Annotated in this window: 19 protein-coding genes; 13 read left to right on the plus strand and 6 right to left on the minus strand. The window is 35.9% G+C overall.

Going from position 1 to position 21,684, the window contains the following annotated elements; all coding sequences use genetic code 11:
- The first annotated feature begins 122 nt into the window (after positions 1 to 122).
- The 8 genes from K350_RS28595 to K350_RS28605 all read left to right on the plus strand — a co-directional run bounded on the left by K350_RS28595 (position 123) and on the right by K350_RS28605 (position 11,020).
- The gene (locus tag K350_RS28595; RefSeq protein WP_081670991.1) at positions 123 to 608 is read left to right on the plus strand and encodes a YidH family protein; all 486 of its coding nucleotides are present in this window, start codon (positions 123 to 125) and stop codon (positions 606 to 608) included.
- Positions 609 to 830: 222 nt separating this feature from the next.
- Positions 831 to 1,727, plus strand: coding sequence for a helix-turn-helix domain-containing protein (locus tag K350_RS0112765; RefSeq protein WP_037575522.1), 897 nt, complete (start codon positions 831 to 833; stop codon positions 1,725 to 1,727).
- Positions 1,728 to 1,807: 80 nt separating this feature from the next.
- A complete protein-coding gene (cynS, locus tag K350_RS0112770) occupies positions 1,808 to 2,251 on the plus strand; it encodes a cyanase (protein WP_028980245.1) in 444 nt (147 codons plus the stop codon).
- Positions 2,252 to 2,427: 176 nt separating this feature from the next.
- Positions 2,428 to 4,080 carry a tetratricopeptide repeat protein gene (locus K350_RS0112775; protein ID WP_028980246.1) on the plus strand — a complete coding sequence of 551 codons (1,653 nt, stop codon included), beginning with the start codon at positions 2,428 to 2,430 and terminating at the stop codon, positions 4,078 to 4,080.
- 230 nt (positions 4,081 to 4,310) lie between these two features.
- Positions 4,311 to 5,414, plus strand: coding sequence for a phytase (locus K350_RS28600; protein ID WP_425423912.1), 1,104 nt, complete (start codon positions 4,311 to 4,313; stop codon positions 5,412 to 5,414).
- A 41-nt stretch (positions 5,415 to 5,455) separates the two neighbouring features.
- Positions 5,456 to 8,251 (plus strand): TonB-dependent receptor, encoded by a 2,796-nt coding sequence (locus K350_RS0112785; RefSeq protein ID WP_028980247.1) that lies wholly within the window; start codon positions 5,456 to 5,458, stop codon positions 8,249 to 8,251.
- Positions 8,252 to 8,292: 41 nt separating this feature from the next.
- Entirely contained in the window at positions 8,293 to 9,876 is a 1,584-nt protein-coding gene (locus tag K350_RS0112790; protein WP_156027027.1) for a hypothetical protein, read from the plus strand.
- Positions 9,877 to 10,054: 178 nt separating this feature from the next.
- A complete protein-coding gene (locus K350_RS28605; RefSeq protein ID WP_051313107.1) occupies positions 10,055 to 11,020 on the plus strand; it encodes a purple acid phosphatase family protein in 966 nt (321 codons plus the stop codon).
- 597 nt (positions 11,021 to 11,617) lie between these two features.
- Here K350_RS28605 and K350_RS0112805 read toward each other — a convergent pair.
- Positions 11,618 to 12,610, minus strand: coding sequence for an LLM class flavin-dependent oxidoreductase (locus K350_RS0112805; RefSeq protein WP_028980249.1), 993 nt, complete (start codon positions 12,608 to 12,610; stop codon positions 11,618 to 11,620).
- A 203-nt stretch (positions 12,611 to 12,813) separates the two neighbouring features.
- On the opposite strand from K350_RS0112805, the gene K350_RS0112810 reads away from it, so the two are divergent.
- Positions 12,814 to 13,200, plus strand: coding sequence for a hypothetical protein (locus tag K350_RS0112810; protein WP_028980250.1), 387 nt, complete (start codon positions 12,814 to 12,816; stop codon positions 13,198 to 13,200).
- A gap of 32 nt (positions 13,201 to 13,232) precedes the next feature.
- On the plus strand, positions 13,233 to 13,694 hold the full coding sequence (locus tag K350_RS0112815; protein ID WP_028980251.1) for a heme-binding domain-containing protein: 462 nt from the start codon (positions 13,233 to 13,235) through the stop codon (positions 13,692 to 13,694).
- A gap of 98 nt (positions 13,695 to 13,792) precedes the next feature.
- Here K350_RS0112815 and K350_RS28610 read toward each other — a convergent pair whose 3' ends face one another.
- The gene (locus tag K350_RS28610; RefSeq protein ID WP_081670992.1) at positions 13,793 to 16,396 is read right to left on the minus strand and encodes a TonB-dependent receptor; all 2,604 of its coding nucleotides are present in this window, start codon (positions 16,394 to 16,396) and stop codon (positions 13,793 to 13,795) included.
- Positions 16,397 to 16,826: 430 nt separating this feature from the next.
- Between K350_RS28610 and K350_RS0112825 the strand changes: the two genes are divergently transcribed.
- Positions 16,827 to 17,168 carry a hypothetical protein gene (locus K350_RS0112825; protein WP_028980252.1) on the plus strand — a complete coding sequence of 114 codons (342 nt, stop codon included), beginning with the start codon at positions 16,827 to 16,829 and terminating at the stop codon, positions 17,166 to 17,168.
- A gap of 103 nt (positions 17,169 to 17,271) precedes the next feature.
- A complete protein-coding gene (locus tag K350_RS0112830; RefSeq protein WP_028980253.1) occupies positions 17,272 to 17,859 on the plus strand; it encodes an LURP-one-related family protein in 588 nt (195 codons plus the stop codon).
- Between the two features lie 91 nt (positions 17,860 to 17,950).
- On the opposite strand, the gene K350_RS0112835 is transcribed toward K350_RS0112830, so the two are convergent.
- The 3 genes from K350_RS0112835 to K350_RS0112845 form a co-directional block, all read right to left on the minus strand.
- Positions 17,951 to 18,871, minus strand: a complete 921-nt coding sequence (locus K350_RS0112835; RefSeq protein ID WP_156027028.1) for a hypothetical protein — start codon at positions 18,869 to 18,871, stop codon at positions 17,951 to 17,953.
- A 39-nt stretch (positions 18,872 to 18,910) separates the two neighbouring features.
- Positions 18,911 to 20,140, minus strand: coding sequence for an ammonium transporter (locus K350_RS0112840; protein ID WP_028980255.1), 1,230 nt, complete (start codon positions 20,138 to 20,140; stop codon positions 18,911 to 18,913).
- A 161-nt stretch (positions 20,141 to 20,301) separates the two neighbouring features.
- Positions 20,302 to 20,613, minus strand: coding sequence for a P-II family nitrogen regulator (locus K350_RS0112845; RefSeq protein WP_028980256.1), 312 nt, complete (start codon positions 20,611 to 20,613; stop codon positions 20,302 to 20,304).
- A gap of 293 nt (positions 20,614 to 20,906) precedes the next feature.
- Between K350_RS0112845 and K350_RS31155 the strand changes: the two genes are divergently transcribed.
- Complete coding sequence (locus tag K350_RS31155) at positions 20,907 to 21,260, plus strand: hypothetical protein (RefSeq protein ID WP_051313108.1); 354 nt, start codon at positions 20,907 to 20,909, stop codon at positions 21,258 to 21,260.
- A gap of 4 nt (positions 21,261 to 21,264) precedes the next feature.
- Here the strand turns inward: K350_RS31155 and K350_RS0112855 are convergent, their stop codons facing one another.
- On the minus strand, positions 21,265 to 21,642 hold the full coding sequence (locus K350_RS0112855; protein WP_028980257.1) for a hypothetical protein: 378 nt from the start codon (positions 21,640 to 21,642) through the stop codon (positions 21,265 to 21,267).
- Between the last annotated feature and the right edge of the window lie 42 nt (positions 21,643 to 21,684).

Genomic DNA, 21,684 nt, shown 5'->3' on the forward strand with positions numbered 1-21,684 from the left:
AATAAATCCTTTCTCCAACTGCATCTTTCTTTGAATATCATCATTTCTCTATATTAAAAACATTCATCAAAATGAACAGTTTACATGATAACAAATGAAGTCAATGAGACTATAGGGAACATATGCAAGATGACGATAAAAACCAACTTTCCTTTAATAAGCTTCTTACCAAAAACCCTGTACATGCTTCATTTCTTTTTGCATCTCAGCGGACAGGATTAGCTTTTCAGAGAACACGTCTGAGTGCTGACAGGACATTAATGTCTGTGATAAGGACTTCCCTGTCTCTGATAAGTTTCGGGTTCACAATTTTTCAGATTTTTTTGCACTTAAGGGAGGAATTCCATAAACACTGGCGATCATTGATGCCTAGAACATTAGGGTTTATTCTTGTTATACTAGGCATCTTAATGCTGATCATCGGGATTGCTTATCATGTCAGGTTTATGAAACAAATTCGCATTGAAAGAGAAGAGATGATGAACAAAGGCCTCCTTCCAGATGAGGATAAATTTCCAGTTTCTTTTACCTTAATTGTTGCTACGCTCTTGCTTTTTGCTGGGATTTCTGCTGCAATTTATATGGTAATCCAGGCAATGAAAGTTTAACCACCCCTACACATCAAAATAGACACCATTCCCCCAAAAACACAATAAACATAAAAAATTCAATAGAAATTTTAACTTAAAAAATTTCTTATACATTCATTTTCACAAACATCCCTCAAAATTTTGACCTAAAATCAAAAAGGTTATTTTTATCCTATACAAGGGAATTTTTGTCCTGCAATTCCCTATGATTAATCTTTACCTTTAAATCAAATAAGCAACATGAAAGATCTGCCTGTCTTGACTATCAGTAATTTTGAAGACTACAATCATTGTCAGCATTGCGGCAATAGTTTCTACATCAGAACTTTTGACAAGCACTTAAAGGACAACCTGTTTCTGGATAAGCCCCACGGTCACGACTTCTTTATATTGCTTTTCATAACCAATGGATCTGGAACGCATAGTATTGATTTTAAAAACTATGAAGTAAAAGCTGGGAGTTTATTCTTACTATCACCAGGACAAGTCCATCACTGGAATTTATCTTCAGACATCAATGGATATATTCTTTTCTTTACAAAAGAATACTTTCTATTGGACTTTAATTATAATAAGCTCTTAACTCTGCCATTCTTTTATACTCATATCAACTCGCCTTGCATGGAGATTAAAGAAGAGGAAATTGAACAAATATCAAACATTTTTAAAAAAATTGACAATGAATATCTGACTAAGAGGAAATTTTTCCATGATGTTATTAGGCTCAATCTTAAAATGCTGCTTATTGAGCTTGAAAGAAAGTATACAGCAACTCAACAAACTCCTGGCCTTATGCAATATCAGACCCATCAGTTACATAAGCTGGAGGCTTTGATTGATAGGCATTACAAAGAACACAAGCAGATTTCTGAATACGCAGACGTCATGAATATTTCTCTAAAACAATTGAATACGTTATGTAAAAAGGCACTGAATAAAACACCAGGAGATTTGTTACAGGATCGATTAATCCTTGAAGCCAAGAGACTGCTTGTTTATTCAGACAACTCAGTCAGTTCTATTGCAGGTATACTAAACTATTCTGACAATTCTTATTTCATAAGATTATTCAGAAAGCTGACTAACATGACACCAGAGCAATTCAGAACGATTCAACTATCAGAATACATTAATTAATATTCCTGTGGCTGGCAATGTGCTTTTGACGCAGACTTGAGATTCGGAATAAATTATACATAACCTTTATTAAATTAATTATGATCAGCAAAATTGAAATGACCGAAGCCATCATTGCAGCAAAAGCAAAAAAGAACACGACATGGACAGAAATCTCCAAGTGCATTGGTTTGTCTGAAATATTTACTACTTCTGCATGTCTTGGCCAGAACACACTTTCTAAAACTGAAGCGGAACAACTAGGGGCATATCTGAACTTAAGTTCGGATGTTATAAAAACCTTGCAGGTTTTCTCTAGCAAAGGACCTGGCCAGGAAATATCTACTGATCCACTTATATATAGATTTTTTGAAATCTGTTTTGTATATGGACCAACTCTAAAAGAAGTTATCCAGGAAAAAATGGGAGACGGCATTATGAGTGCAATTGATTTCACCATGAATGTCGATAAAGTAGAAGATCCGAAAGGAGACCGGGTTGTCGTGACTATGAATGGAAAATTTTTACCCTATAAAAAATGGTAAATCAATAATCTACAGATTAATTATACCATCCCTGCAATAGATTCTCTTCTTGCAGGGATTTTTTCAATGAAATAACTTAAAATCACTCTTTGCACCACGCTTAACACCATCTTAACATTAAGGTAATAATTAGGAAATAATATTGTATCTGACAATGAATAACTTGTTCAGCATACATGAAAAGATTTACTATATTCTTTTTTTACATACTTTTTCAAATATCAAATAATCATTTACAAGCTTCTTCATCGCACGACATTCATGACGAGAAGATAGAAGAATTACTAAAACAAGCCCAGGAATTATTACCTGCCAAACCTGATTCTTCGGTCTTAATTGCCGATTTGATCCTTGAATTATCAAAACAGGAGAACTATAAAAAAGGACAAGCAAAGGCTCATCAGCTTATAGGATCTGTCTTTTACCATCAAAGCGTATACCATGAAGCGCTCATACATCTCCAGCAGGCTGAAGTTTTATTAAAAGATATTGGCAATGAATCCGGAATAGCTGAGAATCATGGGCAGCTTGGATTGCTATACGCAACTATCAAACAACCAGAGCTTGCACATAAATATCAGGAAGAAGCTTTAAAAATATATGAAAAGCTTGGAGATAAAAAGGGACTTGCTTATGCATATGGAAACCTTGGTAGATTATATGAAAAGAAACAGCAATACGTACAGGCAATCAATTATCAGGAGAAAGCACTTAATTTTTATACTGAAATAAATGATTCTTCAGGTCTAGCCACGATAATGGAAAACATAGGTAGTATTTATGAAGACAAGGAGATGTTTAAAATTGCCCATTCATTCTTCATGAAGTCACTCCATTTGTCAGCTAAAAACAAAGACAGCTTGTTAATGGCTATCAACCTTAACAACATAGCTGACATTTATCGTAAAACCGGTATTTATGATTCTGCCATACATTACACCAATCGATCACTACAAATTTCAATCAATATTAAAGACAAATACCAGATTAGCAGCGCATATAAAGATCTAAGTAAAATATATTCTGGACTTAAAGACTACCACAATGCCTATAAGAATCTTGAGCTCGGAAGAACTATCTATGAAGACATCTATAAATCCGAAACTGCCCGTCAGGTGTCGCTTATGCAGAGCCTGTTCCAGATGGAGCGCAAAAACAGTGAAATACAAAAGTTAGAGCATGACAAGAAGTTCAATTATCTAATCAAATCAATACTGACGGCCGGTCTATTCATAGTAGTTCTTATAGGAGCCCTAATAATAAGCAGACAGAAAAACAGATTACTAAACAAAGAAAAACAATTAAAGTCTGACAAAGAACAGTTTGAAGCTCATACAAGCAGGATGAACAATGCGCTTGAAACAATCAACATAAAACGGCAACAATTGCAAACTGAGCTTGACACAAAGGCTAAATCACTGACAGCACACACATTACATATTATAGGAAAAAACAAAATGCTGGAAGAAATCAGAGAGATGCTGAATTTAACGATTAAAGAAGAGCCTAAAGTTCAAAAAAGGAATTTGAAAAAGCTCATTAAACAGATAGATCAGAGCTTCATTCAAGATAAAGACTGGACAGATTTCAGAACAATATTTGAACAAGTTCATCAGGATTTTTTTATTAAACTTCAACAAATAAACTCTGACCTCACTCCTGCTGATTTAAGATTAGCAGCTTTGATTAAACTCAACTTACCTTCAAAAGATATTGCAACTACACTTGGTATTTCACAGGATAGTCTAAGAATTGCTCGATACAGACTCAGAAAAAAAATGAATTTATCAGAAGGTGAAAACCTCATTAATTTTATTCTTAATCTTTAAAGAACATAGATATAACAATTCGGTAACACTTTACATCTCACTGAACTATAACTATTTAACCATTAAAACTACAGCTTTGTTGCCCTTCTGTTAACGCCGTCACACAGCAATGTTGCCCAAATGTATACATCAAAATATTGCAGCCCCTGCCCTGTTAAATTAACCTTGCAGTGAAATTTTTAAAAACACAAAAGGATTCTATGCAAAAGCTTTTGAACTGGAGTTTAATAATGATTCTCCTTTCATCTTGTAATACTTCACAAACCCTTAATGAAAAAACTCCTGAACAAGCTATTGTTAGCGATTCAGTTTTAAAACCACTTTATATCACTGAAGCTGTTCAATTTGATTCGGATGATCCTGCCATCTGGATTAATAAAGATAATCCTGCCCAAAGCTTTATTATAGGAACAGATAAAGATGAAGATGGTGCTCTTTATACATTTGATCTTAAAGGAAGAATCCTGAGCAATAAAGTCATTAAAGGCTTAAAGCGCCCTAACAATGTGGACATTGAATATGGCCTCCCAATTAAGGGAATAGCAACAGATATTGCAGTAGTCACTGAAAGATTTACTCATAACTTAAGAATCTATGCACTTCCTTCAATGACACCAGTCGATGGTGGTGGCATATCTGTATTCGAAGGAGAAACTGCTCCTGAAAGCAGGGATTTGATGGGGACCTCCTTATATAAAGATCCTGTTACCTCTAAAATATTTGCAATTGTTGGCAGAAAGACCGGAACAGATGGAAACTATCTGTGGCAGTATGAGCTTTGGTCTGACGATCATGGAATAGTTAAAGCATCACTTGTTAGAAAATTCGGATCCTACAGCGGCAATAAAGAGATTGAAGCAATTGCTGTAGATGATGAGCTTGGATATGTATATTATTCTGATGAAGGCGTAGGCGTTCGGAAATATTATGCAAACCCTGCAAAAGGCAATAAAGAGCTCTCACTGTTTGCTACAAATGGTTTTGCAGCTGACCATGAAGGTATCTCTATTTATAAAACCAGTGATAAAGAAGGTTATATACTGGTTTCTGACCAAGGAGCAAATAAATTTCAGATCTACTCAAGAGAAGGTAGTCCCTCCAATCCCAATGAACACAAGCATTTAAAAACCATCTCGGTAACTGCTATGGAAAGTGATGGCTCTGAAATCACTAGTGTGCCATTAAATCATGAGTTTAAATCCGGTCTGTTTGTGGTGATGTCAACTGACAAAACTTTTCATTATTACCGTTGGGAAGACATCGCAGGAAATGATCTTAAATCATCTCCTGATAAGACTTATATGAAGGAATCCATATCACTCAAAAGAAAATAATTAACTATTAAAACCTCTTCAGAAGATTCAAATATTAACTGATGAAACAGATTATATACTTCAGAAATATCTTATCAATGACGATAGTCTGCTTGTTGGGTACTGGTTATTCTGAAGCAGCTACACTTAAAGGTAAAATCAACGGACCAGCCAAGGAACCACTTACTGGTGCTCAGATTTCAATACCAGGTCTTCAGGCTGGAACCATTGCCGGTCTGGATGGCTCATTCCATCTTAATGATATTCCTGTTGGCATACATGAAGTTCGTATCTCATTCATTGGCTTTAAAGAAATCGTTGAGACCATTGAAATTAAAGAGGAAAACGAAACAATGATCAAATCGTTTCTTATGGAGGCTCATCTTCAGGAACTCAAAGAAGTAGTCGTTACTGCATATACGGACAAAGGCACTGACACAGAAGCCAGAAGCATTGAAAAGAAGGCTGCGCAAACGATGAATGTTGTTTCTGCTAAAACTATTGCCCTCTCTCCTGATATCACTGTCGCCAATGTGATCCAGCGTGTTTCAGGTTTATCATCTGAAAGAAGTAGCAACGGAGATCCTCAGTATGCTATAGTAAGAGGTATGGACAAAAGGTATAGTTATACTCTTGTAAACGGGTTAAAAATTCCCAGTCCTGAAAATAAAAACAGATATGTCCCTTTAGACATCTTTCCTGCCAATCTCCTTGAAAGACTTGAAGTATATAAGAGTCTTACAGCTGACCAGGAAGGTGATGCCATCGCCGGAGGTATCAACATGGTTATGAAGAGCGCTCCTGAAACCTTTGAAGTAAAAGGAGATTTTCAAACAGGTTATAACTACATTAATAAGATACAGGGCTTTCAGACATATAATGCTTCAGTTATCCAGAAGCTTTCTCCAAGAGAATTATATGGATCAGACTATCAGGCACAGCCATTGGACTTTACAATTAAAAATCTGGAAACTCAAAAGATAAATCCGCTACCTGACTTTAATGGTTCTTTGTCTGCAGGGAGTCGCTTATTCAATAAACGCCTGGGGTTAATGATAGGACTTAGTGGGCTAAACTCCTATCGTGGTACTAAAAGTACCTGGTTTGATGTTGCCACAGATCGCTTTGGCTCCAACAAGCCAGCCCTTCAGAGCATGCAGGAAAGGAATTACAGCACCCGACAATTCCGAACCGGGATACATGGACGAATAGATTTCAGAATTAATGAGAATCATAAAATAGAGAACTACACTGGGTTCTATAACCTTAATCTTTTCGAAGTAAGAGATATCAGGCAAACGATGCTTGATGGAAGAAACTATGATGACAAAGCAGGAAATGCAATTCTTGCATACAAGACCAGAGTAAAAACTACTTATCAGAAAATTTTCATTACCAATTTCCAGGGAAATCATAAGCTCTCAAAATCATTCAAAGTTCATTGGTCAATAGCGCTTTCCCAGGCCAATATGGAGCGTCCGGACAACGCTACATTTCTGAGAAACGGAGAACTAAAAAACTTTGTTGAACAACCGCAAAATATAGAAAGAGGGAATTCAAGAAGGTGGGAACACAATCAGGATAAAGATATAACAGGTTACCTTAATCTTATTTATCAGTCTGAGAAATGGGAGAAAACATTACTTAAAACAGGTATGATGTTCCGCAATAAAAACAGAGATAACTATTTTAACAAATACACATTCGATCCAAGTCCAAGTTTACAATTGCAAGGAAAGGATTGGAATAGCTATTCCGATGTTCAATGGGATCTTATAAATCCTGCAGGAAGCACATCAGATGAACTTAATTACAAAGCAAGAGAAAACATTACTGCCTGTTATTTCCTTGTTAAAACTGAAGTATTAAATACTGAAGTGAATGTTGGTATCAGAGTTGAAAACACCTATCAGGGCTATACATTAAAGAATCCTAAAGAAAATCAGACCGCCGATAGTTCGCAGCAATATATAGATGTATCACCAAGCCTAAGTTTAAAATATAAAATCTCTCCAATTCAGAACCTGAGGTTCACTTATTACAAAGCTATATCAAGGCCAAGTTTCTTTGAGATCGTCCCTTATCAGCTTGAAGATGACGATTATAAAGAGGCTGGAAATCCAGGACTACAGAGAGTAAAAGCAGATAATATAGATCTTCGTTGGGAATTCTTCCCTTCTCCTTCAGAACAGATACTTATAGGTGGTTTTTATAAAAAGATTAAAGACCCGATAGAATATGCTCTGATAAGAAGCGGGATCAACAATGCTCCTATGATTGTCCCGGGTAACTATGGTACTGCTTTTAATACAGGTATAGAAGTAGATTTCACAAAGTATTTTAATAAAATAGGTATCAGAGGTAATTATACTTTTACTCATTCACAGATCAATACTCTCAAAGCTTTAAGAACAAGGGAGAACCCTGCAGCCCCTGCGAGTAATCTTATACTGACGAATGTTATGCAGAAAAGAACATTGCAAGGACAAGCCAAACATATTGCAAACATCTCCCTGCTTTTCAAAGATCTGAAGCACGGTATCGAAGCGCAACTTGCAGGAATATATACTGGAGAAAGACTTGAAGTCATCTCTCCTTTTCTTGACAATGATATGTATGCTAAGCCAGTCTTTCAGCTAGATTTTTCATTAGAGAAAAAATTATGGAAGAAGCTGGAAGTCCTTTTGAAAATTAACAACCTTCTTAATTCGCCTTATGAAGTATATATCAAGAAGCCAGTGTACAAAGATGAAGGAAGCACACTTAATTATCCAATGCAGATTTCATCCACAAAGACTCTTGTAAGAAAAGATCAGTTCTACCAATCATTCCGATTAGGTTTAAGATTCGAATTTTAACAAAAAAAATAACATAAACCATTCACTCAAAAGTTAACAAAATGAAAAGAGTAACACATTATCTTTTAATGCTTACGGCAGCGCTATTTATTTTTGTTGCATGTAAGAAGGAGGAAAAAGTAAACCCTACACCTCCTCAGATTTCATCAGATGTTTCCATGCTTGCGGCAAAGTTCGGAGAAACTAAAACGATCACCATCTCCCTATCAGCAGCAGGAAAGATAAAAGACGTTTCGGCAACAACAACAATTGGAACATTAAAAACTTCCAATCTTACAGGCATAGGCGCACCTACTGGTACTGTTACTATTACCTTCAATGCTCCATATGAAGAAGGAACTGGCAAAATAACAGTTATCGCTTCTGACCAAAATGGACTTACAAAGACTTCAGAAATAGATGTAACTGTTTCAGCAGCAGCACCGGTAGAATTGACAGCCGGAGATGTTGAAGGTGTATGGGGACCAAACATGACTTATATCATTCGTGGAAATATTAAAATCCCTAAAGGAAAATCTCTGACAATTAAAGAAGGAGTAACTGTAATCGTTGAAGGTGATGGTACGCAAGCCAACAGTCCTGAAATTGCTGTATACGGTAAACTATACAGTTATGGAACAGGGCAAAAACCAGTTCTAATAACTGTAGCTGAAAGCAAAAGAACAGAAGCAAATATTTTTGCAGGTTTATGGGGTGGAATATGCGGAGTCGAAGATGTAGAAGAAATAGCTATCATCTACACCAGAATAGAGTATGCAGGTGCTCCGGCTCCCGCTAACAGTCCAATGGTAACAACAGGGGAAGTTGAAGAAGGAGATCCCAGATATAGCATATACTTTAATAACCCTAACGGGAAGTTTGTAATGATGCATTCTACCATCGCCAATTCCAAAGATGATGGAATGAGAATTAATCAGGGACAATTGCTTGTGGCTTACAATACTTATATCAACACAGGTAAAACAGGTGGAGAAGCTTTAAATGTAAAGAGTGGATGTATTGGAGATGTTGCATTTAATACTATGATTAGTGCAGCTACCAATGGGTTAAAATGCTCTAACTCTGACGACAGATCACCTCAGACTGATGTAAACATTTACAATAATACTATAGTAAATTCAGGATGGAGACAAACTAAATCAGGTCGTGGTGGATCTGTAAATCTTGAAAAAGGCGGCAGAGGAAAAGTATATAACAACATGATTGTGAACTGTCGTTATGGAGTTCGTTTCCCTAAGTCTCCGGACAATCCTGATATTGTAAACTCTTATGCAGGATACAACTATTATTTCGGAAACAGTGTAGATATCGCAGGTCAGTTTTATCCATCAACGGGTTCATTGATTAAGGGTGACTTAGAAACTGCTAATGATGTATCAGGAAATGCGAATGAAAACGATCCTAAATTTGTTAATTTCAACATATCAGGGTTTGATTCAGAAGCCGCTAAAAATTCTGATAACATTAAAGACCCAGGAACATTCAACCTTAAGCTGCAAGCTGGTTCTCCGGCTTTAGGAAAAGGTAAAACAGGATTTTCTTCAAGGCTATCATCTTTGACAATAGATGGAGAAACATATTCGGCACCTGCACCTTCTTCATTTATAGGATCGTCAGGAAATTAATCTTTAACTATTGCAAACAGCTCTGCACTGATAGTGACAGAACTGTTTTTATATTAAAGACCTTGCCTTAACTCCTTCTTCTGAAGGTGGTATCCTATCCGCATTCACTGATCTTTTCATATCTTTGATAGATTTCAAATTCATATTTAACCAACTTATAATAAACCAGTAATTTTCAATGCACTTTAAAATCAATTCAAATTCCTTACTTAAAAAAGTTCTACTAATCCATTTCGTTTTATTATCAATATTTCCCTCAACATGCTTTGCACAAGTAAAAAAATCCGATAAGATTCCTCTTGAATCCAATTCTATTCGCTTCTTCTTTATAGGTGACTGGGGAAGGAATGGAGAACACAATCAGCAGGAAGTGGCGGATCAAATGGGAAAGACAGGAGAAACATTTGATCCCAAATTTATTATTTCTGCGGGAGATAATTTCTACTGCTGTGGGGTGGCAAGCACCGAAGATCCACAGTGGAAATATTCTTATGAAGATGTATACAGAGCTCATTCTCTTAATATTCCCTGGTTTCCTATTCTTGGCAACCATGACTACCTCGGTAATCCACAGGCTCAGATAGACTATTCTCAAATCAGCAGGAGATGGAGAATGCCAGCCAGATATTACACGGTGAATACGAAAGACGTTTTATTTATTTTTCTTGACACCAATCCTTTTATCAAAAAGCATTATAAAAAACAAGGAGAATATGCTGATGTGGCTCTTCAGGATACATTAAGACAACTTCAATGGCTGGATAGCACATTAGTCAATAGTAAAGAAAAATGGAAGATCGTTGTGGGCCATCATCCCATATATTCCACAGGAAGCAAGCATGGCAGTACTCCTGAACTTATTCAAACATTGAAACCTATTCTAGAAAAATATCATGTTCAATTATATCTTGCCGGACATGACCATGATTTGCAATTTCAAAAACCAGCTAACAGCAGTGTAAATTATCTGATCAGCGGAGCAGGGTCAGAAGTAAGACCTAATACTCCTGATCCGGCTATGACTAAATATGCTGCTGCAGTGGCAGGATTTATGGCATTCTCTATACTTGACAATAAACTCACTGTATATTTCATTGATAAAAAAGGAAATGTGATTTATCAAACAGAAATATTGCAGGATTAAAAAATTAGGGAATTAGTGCTTTACTCCCTTATCTTAACTTCCAATTGTCCTCGTATTTTCATTTCTGTAGAGTCTATTCGCCTTATGTTCATTCCCACGGGAACTCCGTGGGGGCCCACCAAAGATTCGTGGAACAATCAAAATCCTCCGGAATCTCCCACGACTGTTCCGTGGAAACATACTACTCGTTGTAAACTCCCACAGAGATTCCGTGGGCCCCCACCAAAGCTTCGTGGGGCAATCCAAATGTTCCAGAAGCTCCCACGACTCTTCTGTGGGAACATACTATTCGTTGTAAACGCCCACAGAGATTCCGTGGGGTCCCACCAAAGCTCCGTTGGGCAATCCAAATGTTCCGGAAGCTCGCACGACTGTTTTGTGTGGGCATATACCTTTATGAAACTAGAAATTTTAATACGGGAGGTAGAGTACTAATCCTAAAAAATTAGTATGAAAGAGTAGAAACCATTATAGTTTCAGCTCTTTCATAACTTCATTTAATCATCCAGAAAGGTTCACTCAATAAACATCCTGAAAATTCAACCTTATAAAAAAACTCTGTAACAGATACTTTATAATCTTTTACAAAAACTAATTTTAAAGAAAAACACTTGCAAATAACTCGTAAGATTTCAACCTGTCTTCAAAATCAAATGCTGCATTTACCGCCATTATTTCATTCACATCATACTCATCTGCAAGTAAAGTAAGCTGCTTTCTGAGCTCTTCTGGCGTGCCTATTGCAAAGCGTTGCCTGTTAAAAGCGATCCTTTGTTCCTCAGCCGGACTGTATCTTACATCTTTTATTTCTTCGAAGGTAACTGGATCAAACCGGCCTTTGGTTTCAAGTTGGAGGAACCTGTAATTCAACACGGCTATTACTTGTTCATTTCTTTCTTTTGAATCAGAGCAAAACATAAAAAGAGCAACCAATACCCTCGGTGTCCTGAGTTGTTCAGAAGGCTTAAAATAGTTCCTGTAAACTTCTACAGCCCTTGCTCCTCCATTAGGATTAATAAAATGAGCAAAAGCGAATGCCATTCCCAAATGAGCCGCAAATAGACCGCTTTGACCACTGGAACTTAATACCCACTGCTCTGGAATACCTTTAACAATGGGAGTTGCAAGTACCTTCCCCTTATCGGATTCAGACTTGAGAGAATCATCGAGATACCCTTGAAGATCCTGAAGCTGTTCTATAAAATCCTGTTCACTGAAATGATTATGAGGATTAAGCAATGAAGCTGTAAGTCTGTCCCCACCGGGTGCCCGGCCTACACCAAGATCTATGCGGCCAGGAGCAAGAGCCTCCAATATCCTGAAATTTTCAGCCACTTTTAAGGCACTGTAATGCGGCAACATAACACCACCTGAACCTATTCTGATCTTTTTCGTCTGAGCTGCCAGATAGCCCAATAATACTTCTGGCGATGAGCCCGCAACAGAATACATATTATGATGTTCTGAAACCCAGAATCTGTGATACCCTAGATTATCTGCAAGCTTCGCAAGCTCAATGGTCGCTGCCAGTGCCTGTTCTGCTGTTCCCCCTTTAGGAATATGTGATTGATCTAATACACTTATATACATTTTGAAAAACTTTTATTCACAAACTACTGATATTCAACAACAGTATAGCTAAATTTGGTTTCCCTTGTTTCTAATGGGATTCAAGAGCCCAATGTAAAACACATAATTTCTTTTTTCAACGATAAACCTCAATTTTACTTACTATCTTCAGAATTACAACAAAAAAAAATTTTACCTTTAATAATCAATATTATTTATATAACATGAGAATATTACCTATCGCAACAACATCCATTATGTTGTTACTTTCAATTCAGACATTTTCGCAAAATAATTTTGATTCCTATAAAATGGCCGAAAAGACGGTGCAAGAGCTTAATGATCGCATGCTATTAACTTCTCAGAAAAAAGATTCTCTTATCCTTATTTTTAACAAATACTATTCTGATAAACACCTCAATCGAAGCAAAGACAATGAAAAATTTGCGAAAGCGATAGAGCAAAACAGAGATATGAGTGTAAAACAAGTGCTCTCTCCTTTTAGCTACCAGGAATACTTAAGGTATCTTGAAGAACAAAAAAGCAAAGTAAAGACAAAAGACAGGGTAAGACACGGAGAAAGAGAAGCTACCGATCTGATTGACTTTTAATTAATTTTAGATATTGAATTTATTTCGCTTAAATGAAGAAAAAAATTATTTATGGAGCATTGCTCCTGCTTATTGCAATTCAGTTTGTAAGACCAGAAAAAAATGAAGGTATAGCGGATACTTCAAATGATATAACTCATCATGTTGATGTTCCGGAAAGCACATTAAAAATCCTTAAGACCTCTTGCTATGATTGCCATTCGAATCATACCAATTACCCTTTGTATTCTGAGATAATGCCTTTCGGATGGTTCCTTGCCAATCATGTAAAGGATGGTAAAAAACATTTAAACTTTTCAGACTTTTCAAAATATGCCAAAAAGAAGATTGATCATAAACTAGAGGAGACTGCTGAAGAAGTTGAAAAACATGACATGCCGCTTTCAACTTATCTGATCATGCATTCAGAAGCAAAGTTAAATGAGAGTCAGACACAGGAACTTATTGAATGGGTAAATAAAGAAAGGTCTAAGCTACAGGCATCGGGACTTTAATTATATCTTGCTAATAAAATGCATAAATAAAAAGGAGTAAGCTTATGCTTACTCCTTTCTATTTATGCTTGATTAAACCTGATCCAACTCATTTTCGATTATTTACTTCTATTATCTTTTCCACCTTTCCCTCTTACCGGCCCCTGACGTTGCTCGCTTCCACCCTGTCCTCCCGATGGCATATCTGACATGTTTGTACCATCACCTCCCCCTCCGTCTTTCAGGTCATCATTATTGATAAGCTTCCTTCTCTTCTTAGGCTTAGCATCTTCCATTGACATCTTTCCTATTTTATAAGTGAAGGTTACCTTAAAGTTCATGTTATGAAGAACATTGGTGCTCTTCTGATTGATAACAGGAGACACTAATTCACTTCTGATTCTGTATGAAGCGTTAAAGAAGTTTTCTGCACCAAATCCGATACTTCCTTTATCATTCTTAAGTTGTTTTCTGAAATTAAGACTATAAATACCAAATCCTCCCTGATAGCCTTGCAACTGAACCTTTCTTCCTCTATAAAAACCAAAAAACTGCACTTCCCAACTTTTAGGTAGTTTATAGCCTGCCATCATTCTGTAGTTAGCAACCCACCCCTCATTGCTTGCATTATAAATAGGGTCAGGTACATTATTTTTTAATACAGCATAGTACACGTCTGTTCCTCCATTCAAGGTAAACTTATCCGATAATTTAACATTAGCAAAAATACTGAAGCCATAAGAATTTTCACTTCCTATATTCTTGTATGTAGTTTGAATGGTATCTCCCTTTACATTTCTTACACTTTGAATAGCATTGTTGGAGTTTTTTGCAAAAGTTGAAATAGTCAATGAACTTTTCTTTATATAAGCATTGTAAGCCAATTCGAAGTTGTTGGTGTATTCCGGATCAAGTTCAGGATTACCATAAGAAACATTAAGAGGATTAGCGGCCTGAAAATTGGGATTCAGATATCTTAATGAAGGCCTTTGAATCCTTCTGTTGTAAGAGGCTTTGACAATATTTCCACTTTTCAGTTTTCTTGATAGATTAATACTAGGAACAAGAATTCCATAGGATGGAATATCTATATTATCTCCACCTTTTTGAAGCCTTGCATCAATAGTGGTATATTCATATCTCAGACCGACTTTCGCACTATATACTTTCTTAAGAGTCACAGTTGCAGCGCTATATGCAGAAGCTACATTTTGATTATAGTTAAGCTTGTTGCTCAAATCATTATTATTCACCTCGGAAAATGTCCCATCACTGCCTGGTGCAGAGAAATATTTATAATTACTTGTTACATTCCTGTATATATTCTTGACTCCTGCTTCAAGCATGACCATTGAATCTATTGGAGTCTGATAATCAACCTGGAAAGTTGCTTCTTGATTATAACTGTCATTTATGTTCTTTAACCTGCTTACAGTTGAAAGACCTAAGTTGTCCATGATGGAATTTGTAAAGTCATTGACACTTTTATCCCTGCTGTACAATGCCATAAAGCTCAGCTCCCTCATAGGTTTCTTAAAAAGGTGAGTGTAGTTTAAATTTAGGTCCAGGTTGTTATTGTTGTTTTTAGTGAATACATTCCTTATTCCTATATTCTCTAATATTCCACTCTGATAAGTTTCCGTAGTAAGATTATCCTGATAGTTATTACCATTTCTGAAACCAAACTTCGCCGATGCAGTCAGCAAGTTGTTCTTATCAATATCATAATCCCAACCAAACTGATAATTACCAAATCCATGAAAATTTCTGGTGTTCGCATACTGAACATTTTCATTCACTTCACCTGTTTCACTAACTGTAGTCTGAGTGTTTCTAAAACTTCCAGGTGTATTATAGCTCCACCTTCCATTGCCACCAAGTGAGAATCCCATCTTCCCTTTTCTATAGCTTCCATTCAAGCCAAGGCTAGAAGCTCTGACTCCAACACTACCATCAATACTCACCATAGCACCTTGCAATGTATTCTTTTTGGTAATGATGTTAATAATACCCGCAGAACCTTCGGCATCATATTTAGCAGAAGGAGAAGTGATCACTTCAACAGACTTGATCATATCAGCAGGTATTTGCCTTAAAGCATCGGCAACACTGGTCGCGGTGATTGTTGATGGCTTATTATTTATGAGCACCTTTACATTCTCGCTACCTCTAAGTGAAACATTACCATCAAGGTCAACAGAAAGCATAGGAACTTTCCTTAGCACATCAGAAGCATCGCCTCCCTTATTACCCGCATCATTTTCTGCATTATATACTGTACGGTCTACCTTTTCTTCAAAAATAGGTTTTTCACCCACTACAGTTACTTCTTTTAATTGCTGAATGGTCTGGCTTAGTTTAATTTCACCAAGCTCTACATTTTCTTTTCCTTCAGCAACAGATATTCCCTTTATTAACTTAGTATCATAGCCGATAAAAGAAATTTCGATACTATAAATACCAGCTTCAATTTTAGTAATTTCAAATTTACCATTATCATCTGCCATGGTTCCATTAACAGGGTTTCCTGATTCCTGACTTATCAAAGCTACAGTAGCAAAAGGAACAGACGCACTATTGGCAGAATCTTTAATTACACCTTCAATCTTACCTTTACCTTTAGGAGCAGTCGACGTAGCTGTATTTCCATCAGGTTGCTTAGTCTGTGCTAAAATAATATTGGAAAATGCTAAAAGGACACAAAAAACGATTGAATACTTCACCTCTTTAACTTATTTAATACAATTTAAAATTAGTACTTAAAGTTGAGAGTATATAACCATTCATATTTGAAAATCAGCGGTTGGTATATTACTTAGGAGTAAAAATTCTACAACTCAAAGATTCTTACAAGGTTATATCTGATTAAATTTTCATTAAAACTATTAGCTACAAAATCAAATAGACAATAATACTTTACAACTGTCAAAAAAAAGACAAACCAAATCAATATAACTACCTGTAAACAAACAACATAACTATAAATATCATACTAATTAACATCTTTTCTTACCTCTTTTACTTTTACAATGACATTTTTGCTAAGTTTGAAGTCTTTAATGTTAAAAAATTGTTAAAACTTAAACATTTTTTAGCTTTCAGAATTAAGGTTAAGTTAGCTCGGGCAAAACAATTGAAATAAAATATAAATTCATGGCGATTTCTAAAGAAGATACCATTCAGGCTATCAAATTATCCCAAATCATTCAAGATCATTTTGACAAAAACAAAAATTGTGGTTCACTTAGTACAAATGACATGTATGAGTTTATCTACAAGAAAGGAATAAGTAACTGGGATAAAAACAGCACAGGTAAATTCAAAGATTTTCTAAAAAAATTATCTAACAACAACGCACTGGACCTGATCCCTCAATGCAGAGCAGAAAGTACTGGCAGATCTGTTAGCTGGTATTTTGAATCTACTCCGGGGAAAGTCATTAAAGCCAGAAAGTTAGTGCCACTTTCTGAAGCAAAAAATGTAGTTGCTAACTAAGAAACTGAGACCTTTAATCGGGTCTCTTTTTTTTGTCTTTAATCATCTTTTTTTCAATAATTTCCGTAATATTTTTACATTTAATTAAACAAATCACTTACATATGCACCCTATTTTAAATAGAAATTTATTTTTCATCAAGGAAAAAGTCGGCATGTTTAAAGCATCTAATAACTACGACATTTTTAATCCTGAAACACAAGAATTAATTCTTACATGTACTGAAGAGAAGCTTGGCTTTTTTACTAAAATTTTCAGATTTACAAAATATAAAAGAAATACTCCATTTAATGTTGTAGTAAAAACCACCAAAGGAGAAACTGTTTTAACAGTAAAAAGAGGTGTTTCAATTTTCTTATCAAAGGTTGAAGTATTTGATGAAAAGGATAATCTGATTGGTAAGTTTAAACAAAAATTCTTCTCTATCGGTGGTAAATTTGACGTGGTGGATGCCAATGACAATCTAGTTTGTACTCTTAAAGGGAAATGGACAAGCTGGGATTTTAAGTTTATGAAAGAGAATCAGGAACTTGCTGAAGTGAGTAAAAAATGGAGTGGACTTGGTAAAGAATTATTCACTACTGCTGATAACTATATGCTTTGCATAAGTGAAGTGCTGCCTGAAAATGCTCCTGCAAGAATTCTTATTCTTGGGGCAGTGATGTGTATAGATATGGTTCTGAAAGAATAATATAAGCAGAAAGCTAAAAGTAAAAAGTTTTAAAAAAATGCCGGTAGTAAAAGCTCGCTTTTATACCGGCAACATTTTTATATAGCCACCTTTAAATTACTTGAAAACTTGTAGCTCCTGAAAGCTTTCCGTCGAGATACACCTGCATAAAGTGTTTGCCGGGTTTGTACTCACTTCCTTTTTCAAAAACAAAGTTAATATTTTTACTTCCTGAATATTCAAAATCTTTGTTTACAGTATAAGGAATTTCCTTTTCACCAACTTTCAACATACCTCCTCCCTCAAAAGGGTTGTATAAAGTTTTTCCTCCAGGTTCCACCAAACGAACAGTAACCTCTACATGACCTCTGGACGATTCCGGAAAAGCAGCCAACGCTATTCTGAATTTAAGCTTATCTTTCGGCTGTAAAGAAATTGCGTCTGCTTTTATTTCTTTGCCATTAACAATAGCTACAATATTTATTTCTCTTACTTTCAAAGTTGTTTTGGCAGGAGCTGTTCTTGAATATGATGCATCAGAGACTTCATCGGAATTATCGGAATCAAAACCTCCGGCTGCATTGGCTTCAAATTCGACTCCCCCTTCTGCTTCTTCAGCTTTTTTAGAAATAGAATCTTCAAATTTCACAAGCTCCTTAATCAGATACTTTACATTCGCTTCATTTCGGGCATACTCTTTATCCTTTAACTTTCGAGTTGCCTTCTGTTTTTGAATTTCTTCAAAAATGTATTCTAGTTCAGTTTCTTTTGACCTCAATTCACCCAAAACCAAAGCAAATTTATTAGACTCTTGCTTTACCGAATCTTTCATTACTTCATTCTCCAGTTGCAACGCAAGCAAATCAGCTTTTAATTTTTCAATTTCGCTTGATTTTTTTACAATAAGGAGACTGTCCTGTAAGATGCGGTTTCTTTGGGACATGATAATTGAATTCTTCTCAACTCCGCTATATATAAAATAAGCAAGAGCAATAGAGATTGATAAAAAAGCTATAAAAATTAGCTTTTTCAAATCGCTTTTGGTTGAATTTTCATTAGTGGACATATAAATTTATTTAGGGAGAAAATTGGGATAAGCTTCCATTCCATGCTCAAGAGCATCCAGGCCTTCAACTTCTTCTTCTATAGTTATCCTGATACCGATGGTATATTTAAGGATCAGGAATACAATAAATGAAAAGACAAATGATGCAAAGCCTGCAGCACACATTCCTATAAGTTGGGCAAATAACTGATCCACTCCTGCTTTATTTCCAAACAAGCCCACAGCAAGTGTTCCCCACAAACCACATGAAAGGTGCACTGATAATGCTCCCACCGGATCATCTATCCTAAGTCTGTCAAAAACCATAACTGAAAACACCACTATCATCCCTGCTACAGTTCCTATGATGATGCTGTCCAGGACTCCCATTTGATCCGCACCGGCAGTAATACCCACTAGTCCGGCAAGAATGCCATTCAAGGTCATACTCAGGTCAAATGATTTGCTAATGGAATAAATTGTAATACTTGATGCTATCCCTCCTGCACATGCCGATAAGCAAGTCATTACTAACACTCTAGACACTTCCCCTGGATCAGCAGAAAGTACCGAACCTCCGTTAAATCCAAACCAACCAAGCCATAACAAAAAAGTGCCAATAACAGCTGAAGTCATATTGTGCCCTGGTATTGGATAAATGTTATTGCCTTCATATTTGCCAAACCTGGGACCTAACAACAATACTGCTGCAAGCCCTGCCCAGCCCCCAACTGAATGCACCAGCGTGGAGCCTGCAAAGTCATAAAAACCCATTGTGTTCAGCCAACCATAGCCCCATTTCCAGCTACCAATAATTGGATAAGCAAAACTAACAAATAGTGCAGAAAATATAATAAAACTGATCAGCTTGATTCTTTCAGCAACAACTCCGGAGACAATTGTAGCACAAGTTGCTGCAAACATTCCCTGAAATAAAAACTCTGTCCAGAATGTGTACCTGGAGCTGTAATCAATTCCTTCACCGCCCTCAGGAAGGAATATTCCAAATCCTTTAAAACCTATAAAATCATATGATACCCCTTTTTGAAAGCCAGGATACATGAGACTATAGCCTACTAATGCAAATGAAAGCAACCCAATACAAGGTATTATTACATTCTTAAATAAGATGTTGGTGGTATTTTTTGCCCTGGACAAACCTGATTCAAGTGTAGCAAAACCAAGATGCATTATAAATACAAGACTTGTAGCGATCATCATCCAAAGGTTATTAATTACAAAACCACTTTTCTGAATTTCACTGGCTTGAGCAAGCTCAGCAGTTTTCGCTGCAGCGACAGAATCTTTTATTGTCTGAATCGCTTGCATGAGTTCCGCTCGGAGCAATTCCGACTGGTAAGAATTTGTTGCAGATCCCTGAATAGTGTCGTAAATAATATCCTGCATAAAGTAATAATTTAGATTCTAACTAATTCTGCAACATCGAAAATTACAATTTTCCCATCTCCAACCTGACCTGTACTTGCTGCCAATTTTATGCTTTTAACTACTTCTTCACAATCTTCAGATGGAACTACAATTTCTATAGACCTTCTTGGCACAGAAGCATTATCAACAATAGAAGTACCCCGATAAGCACCTTTACTTTCACGATGAAAAACTGCATCCTTCACATCGTAATAGGTGAAAATCTCTATCCCCGTTTTGTGCAATGCGTTGCGCACTTCTTCAAATTTCGACGTCCTAATAAATGCCTGAATTTTTTTCATGAAGTTAGAATAATCAAAATCTATTCGTTTTCAATTTATATAATTTTTTTTATATTCATAAATTAGACAAGAAAATTTAAACTTGACAAATCTCCTCCTTTATATAGTCTTGACATCTTTTTATGAAATTTCAACATGAATTTGACCGTATATTTTAACAGAAATTTAATATTTAGCCTACTTTTGCATTTACCCCCCATTGAAATTGAGCAATAAGTCCAATCTACTTTTTTGAACTAAACCAATATTAAAAATAAAAGAATAATTAAAAATAACATAAAAATAATCCTAAAATGAAACAATATAAGCATCATGCAATCCTCATTACCGCAAGGGATAGAAAGCTTATGGATGAATTAAGAATAAAGGCAAAGGATTTTTTTCTGAAAGGTATGCAAGCCAAAACGGGCTATAAATTGATAGGAGAAATCATCCCAAGTATTATTGGTGAGTTTTATACAATGGTAATTTTTCCTGATGGAAGTATAGAAGGATACGAAACTTCTGAAGAAGCTGATAAAATCCGGGCTAAGATCATTGATACCATAAAAGAAATCAATCAAAAAAAGGGATGCCAGGAAATCAGTTACGCCGAAGTATCTTTTGGTTCAGGGACTGAACCAGCTGCCATTGAAAATACAAATTAAATTATCAGTTTAGAATCTCTACTTCGTCAACAATATATTTGGTATCCCCTCTCCAGTCAAATTGAAAAAACTTTTCGTCATAATGTACTTTTACACGTTTCCCATTAAGCAATGCTTGTTGCAATTTATTGTTTAGCTCATCTTCCGAACCCTTTACAGAAAATTTCCAGATATTTGCAACACTTACACCTGGCTGCTGATCATTAAGAACCATTCCAAGATTGAGTTCGCCTTCGTACGTTTTAAACAGCACTCCTTTCTTACTGAATTTTACCATTGTTCCTGCCCTATATCCATCACTGTAATTGCCAAATAAAAAATATCCTCCTACGCCTACTACTAACACAATAAGGATAAGCGCAATTATCTTAAGTTTTGCCATGAGAACATTTAAATTCTCAGAAAAACCGCACTGTTATACTTT

Source organism: Sporocytophaga myxococcoides DSM 11118, assembly GCF_000426725.1.
GTDB classification, from domain to species: domain Bacteria; phylum Bacteroidota; class Bacteroidia; order Cytophagales; family Cytophagaceae; genus Sporocytophaga; species Sporocytophaga myxococcoides.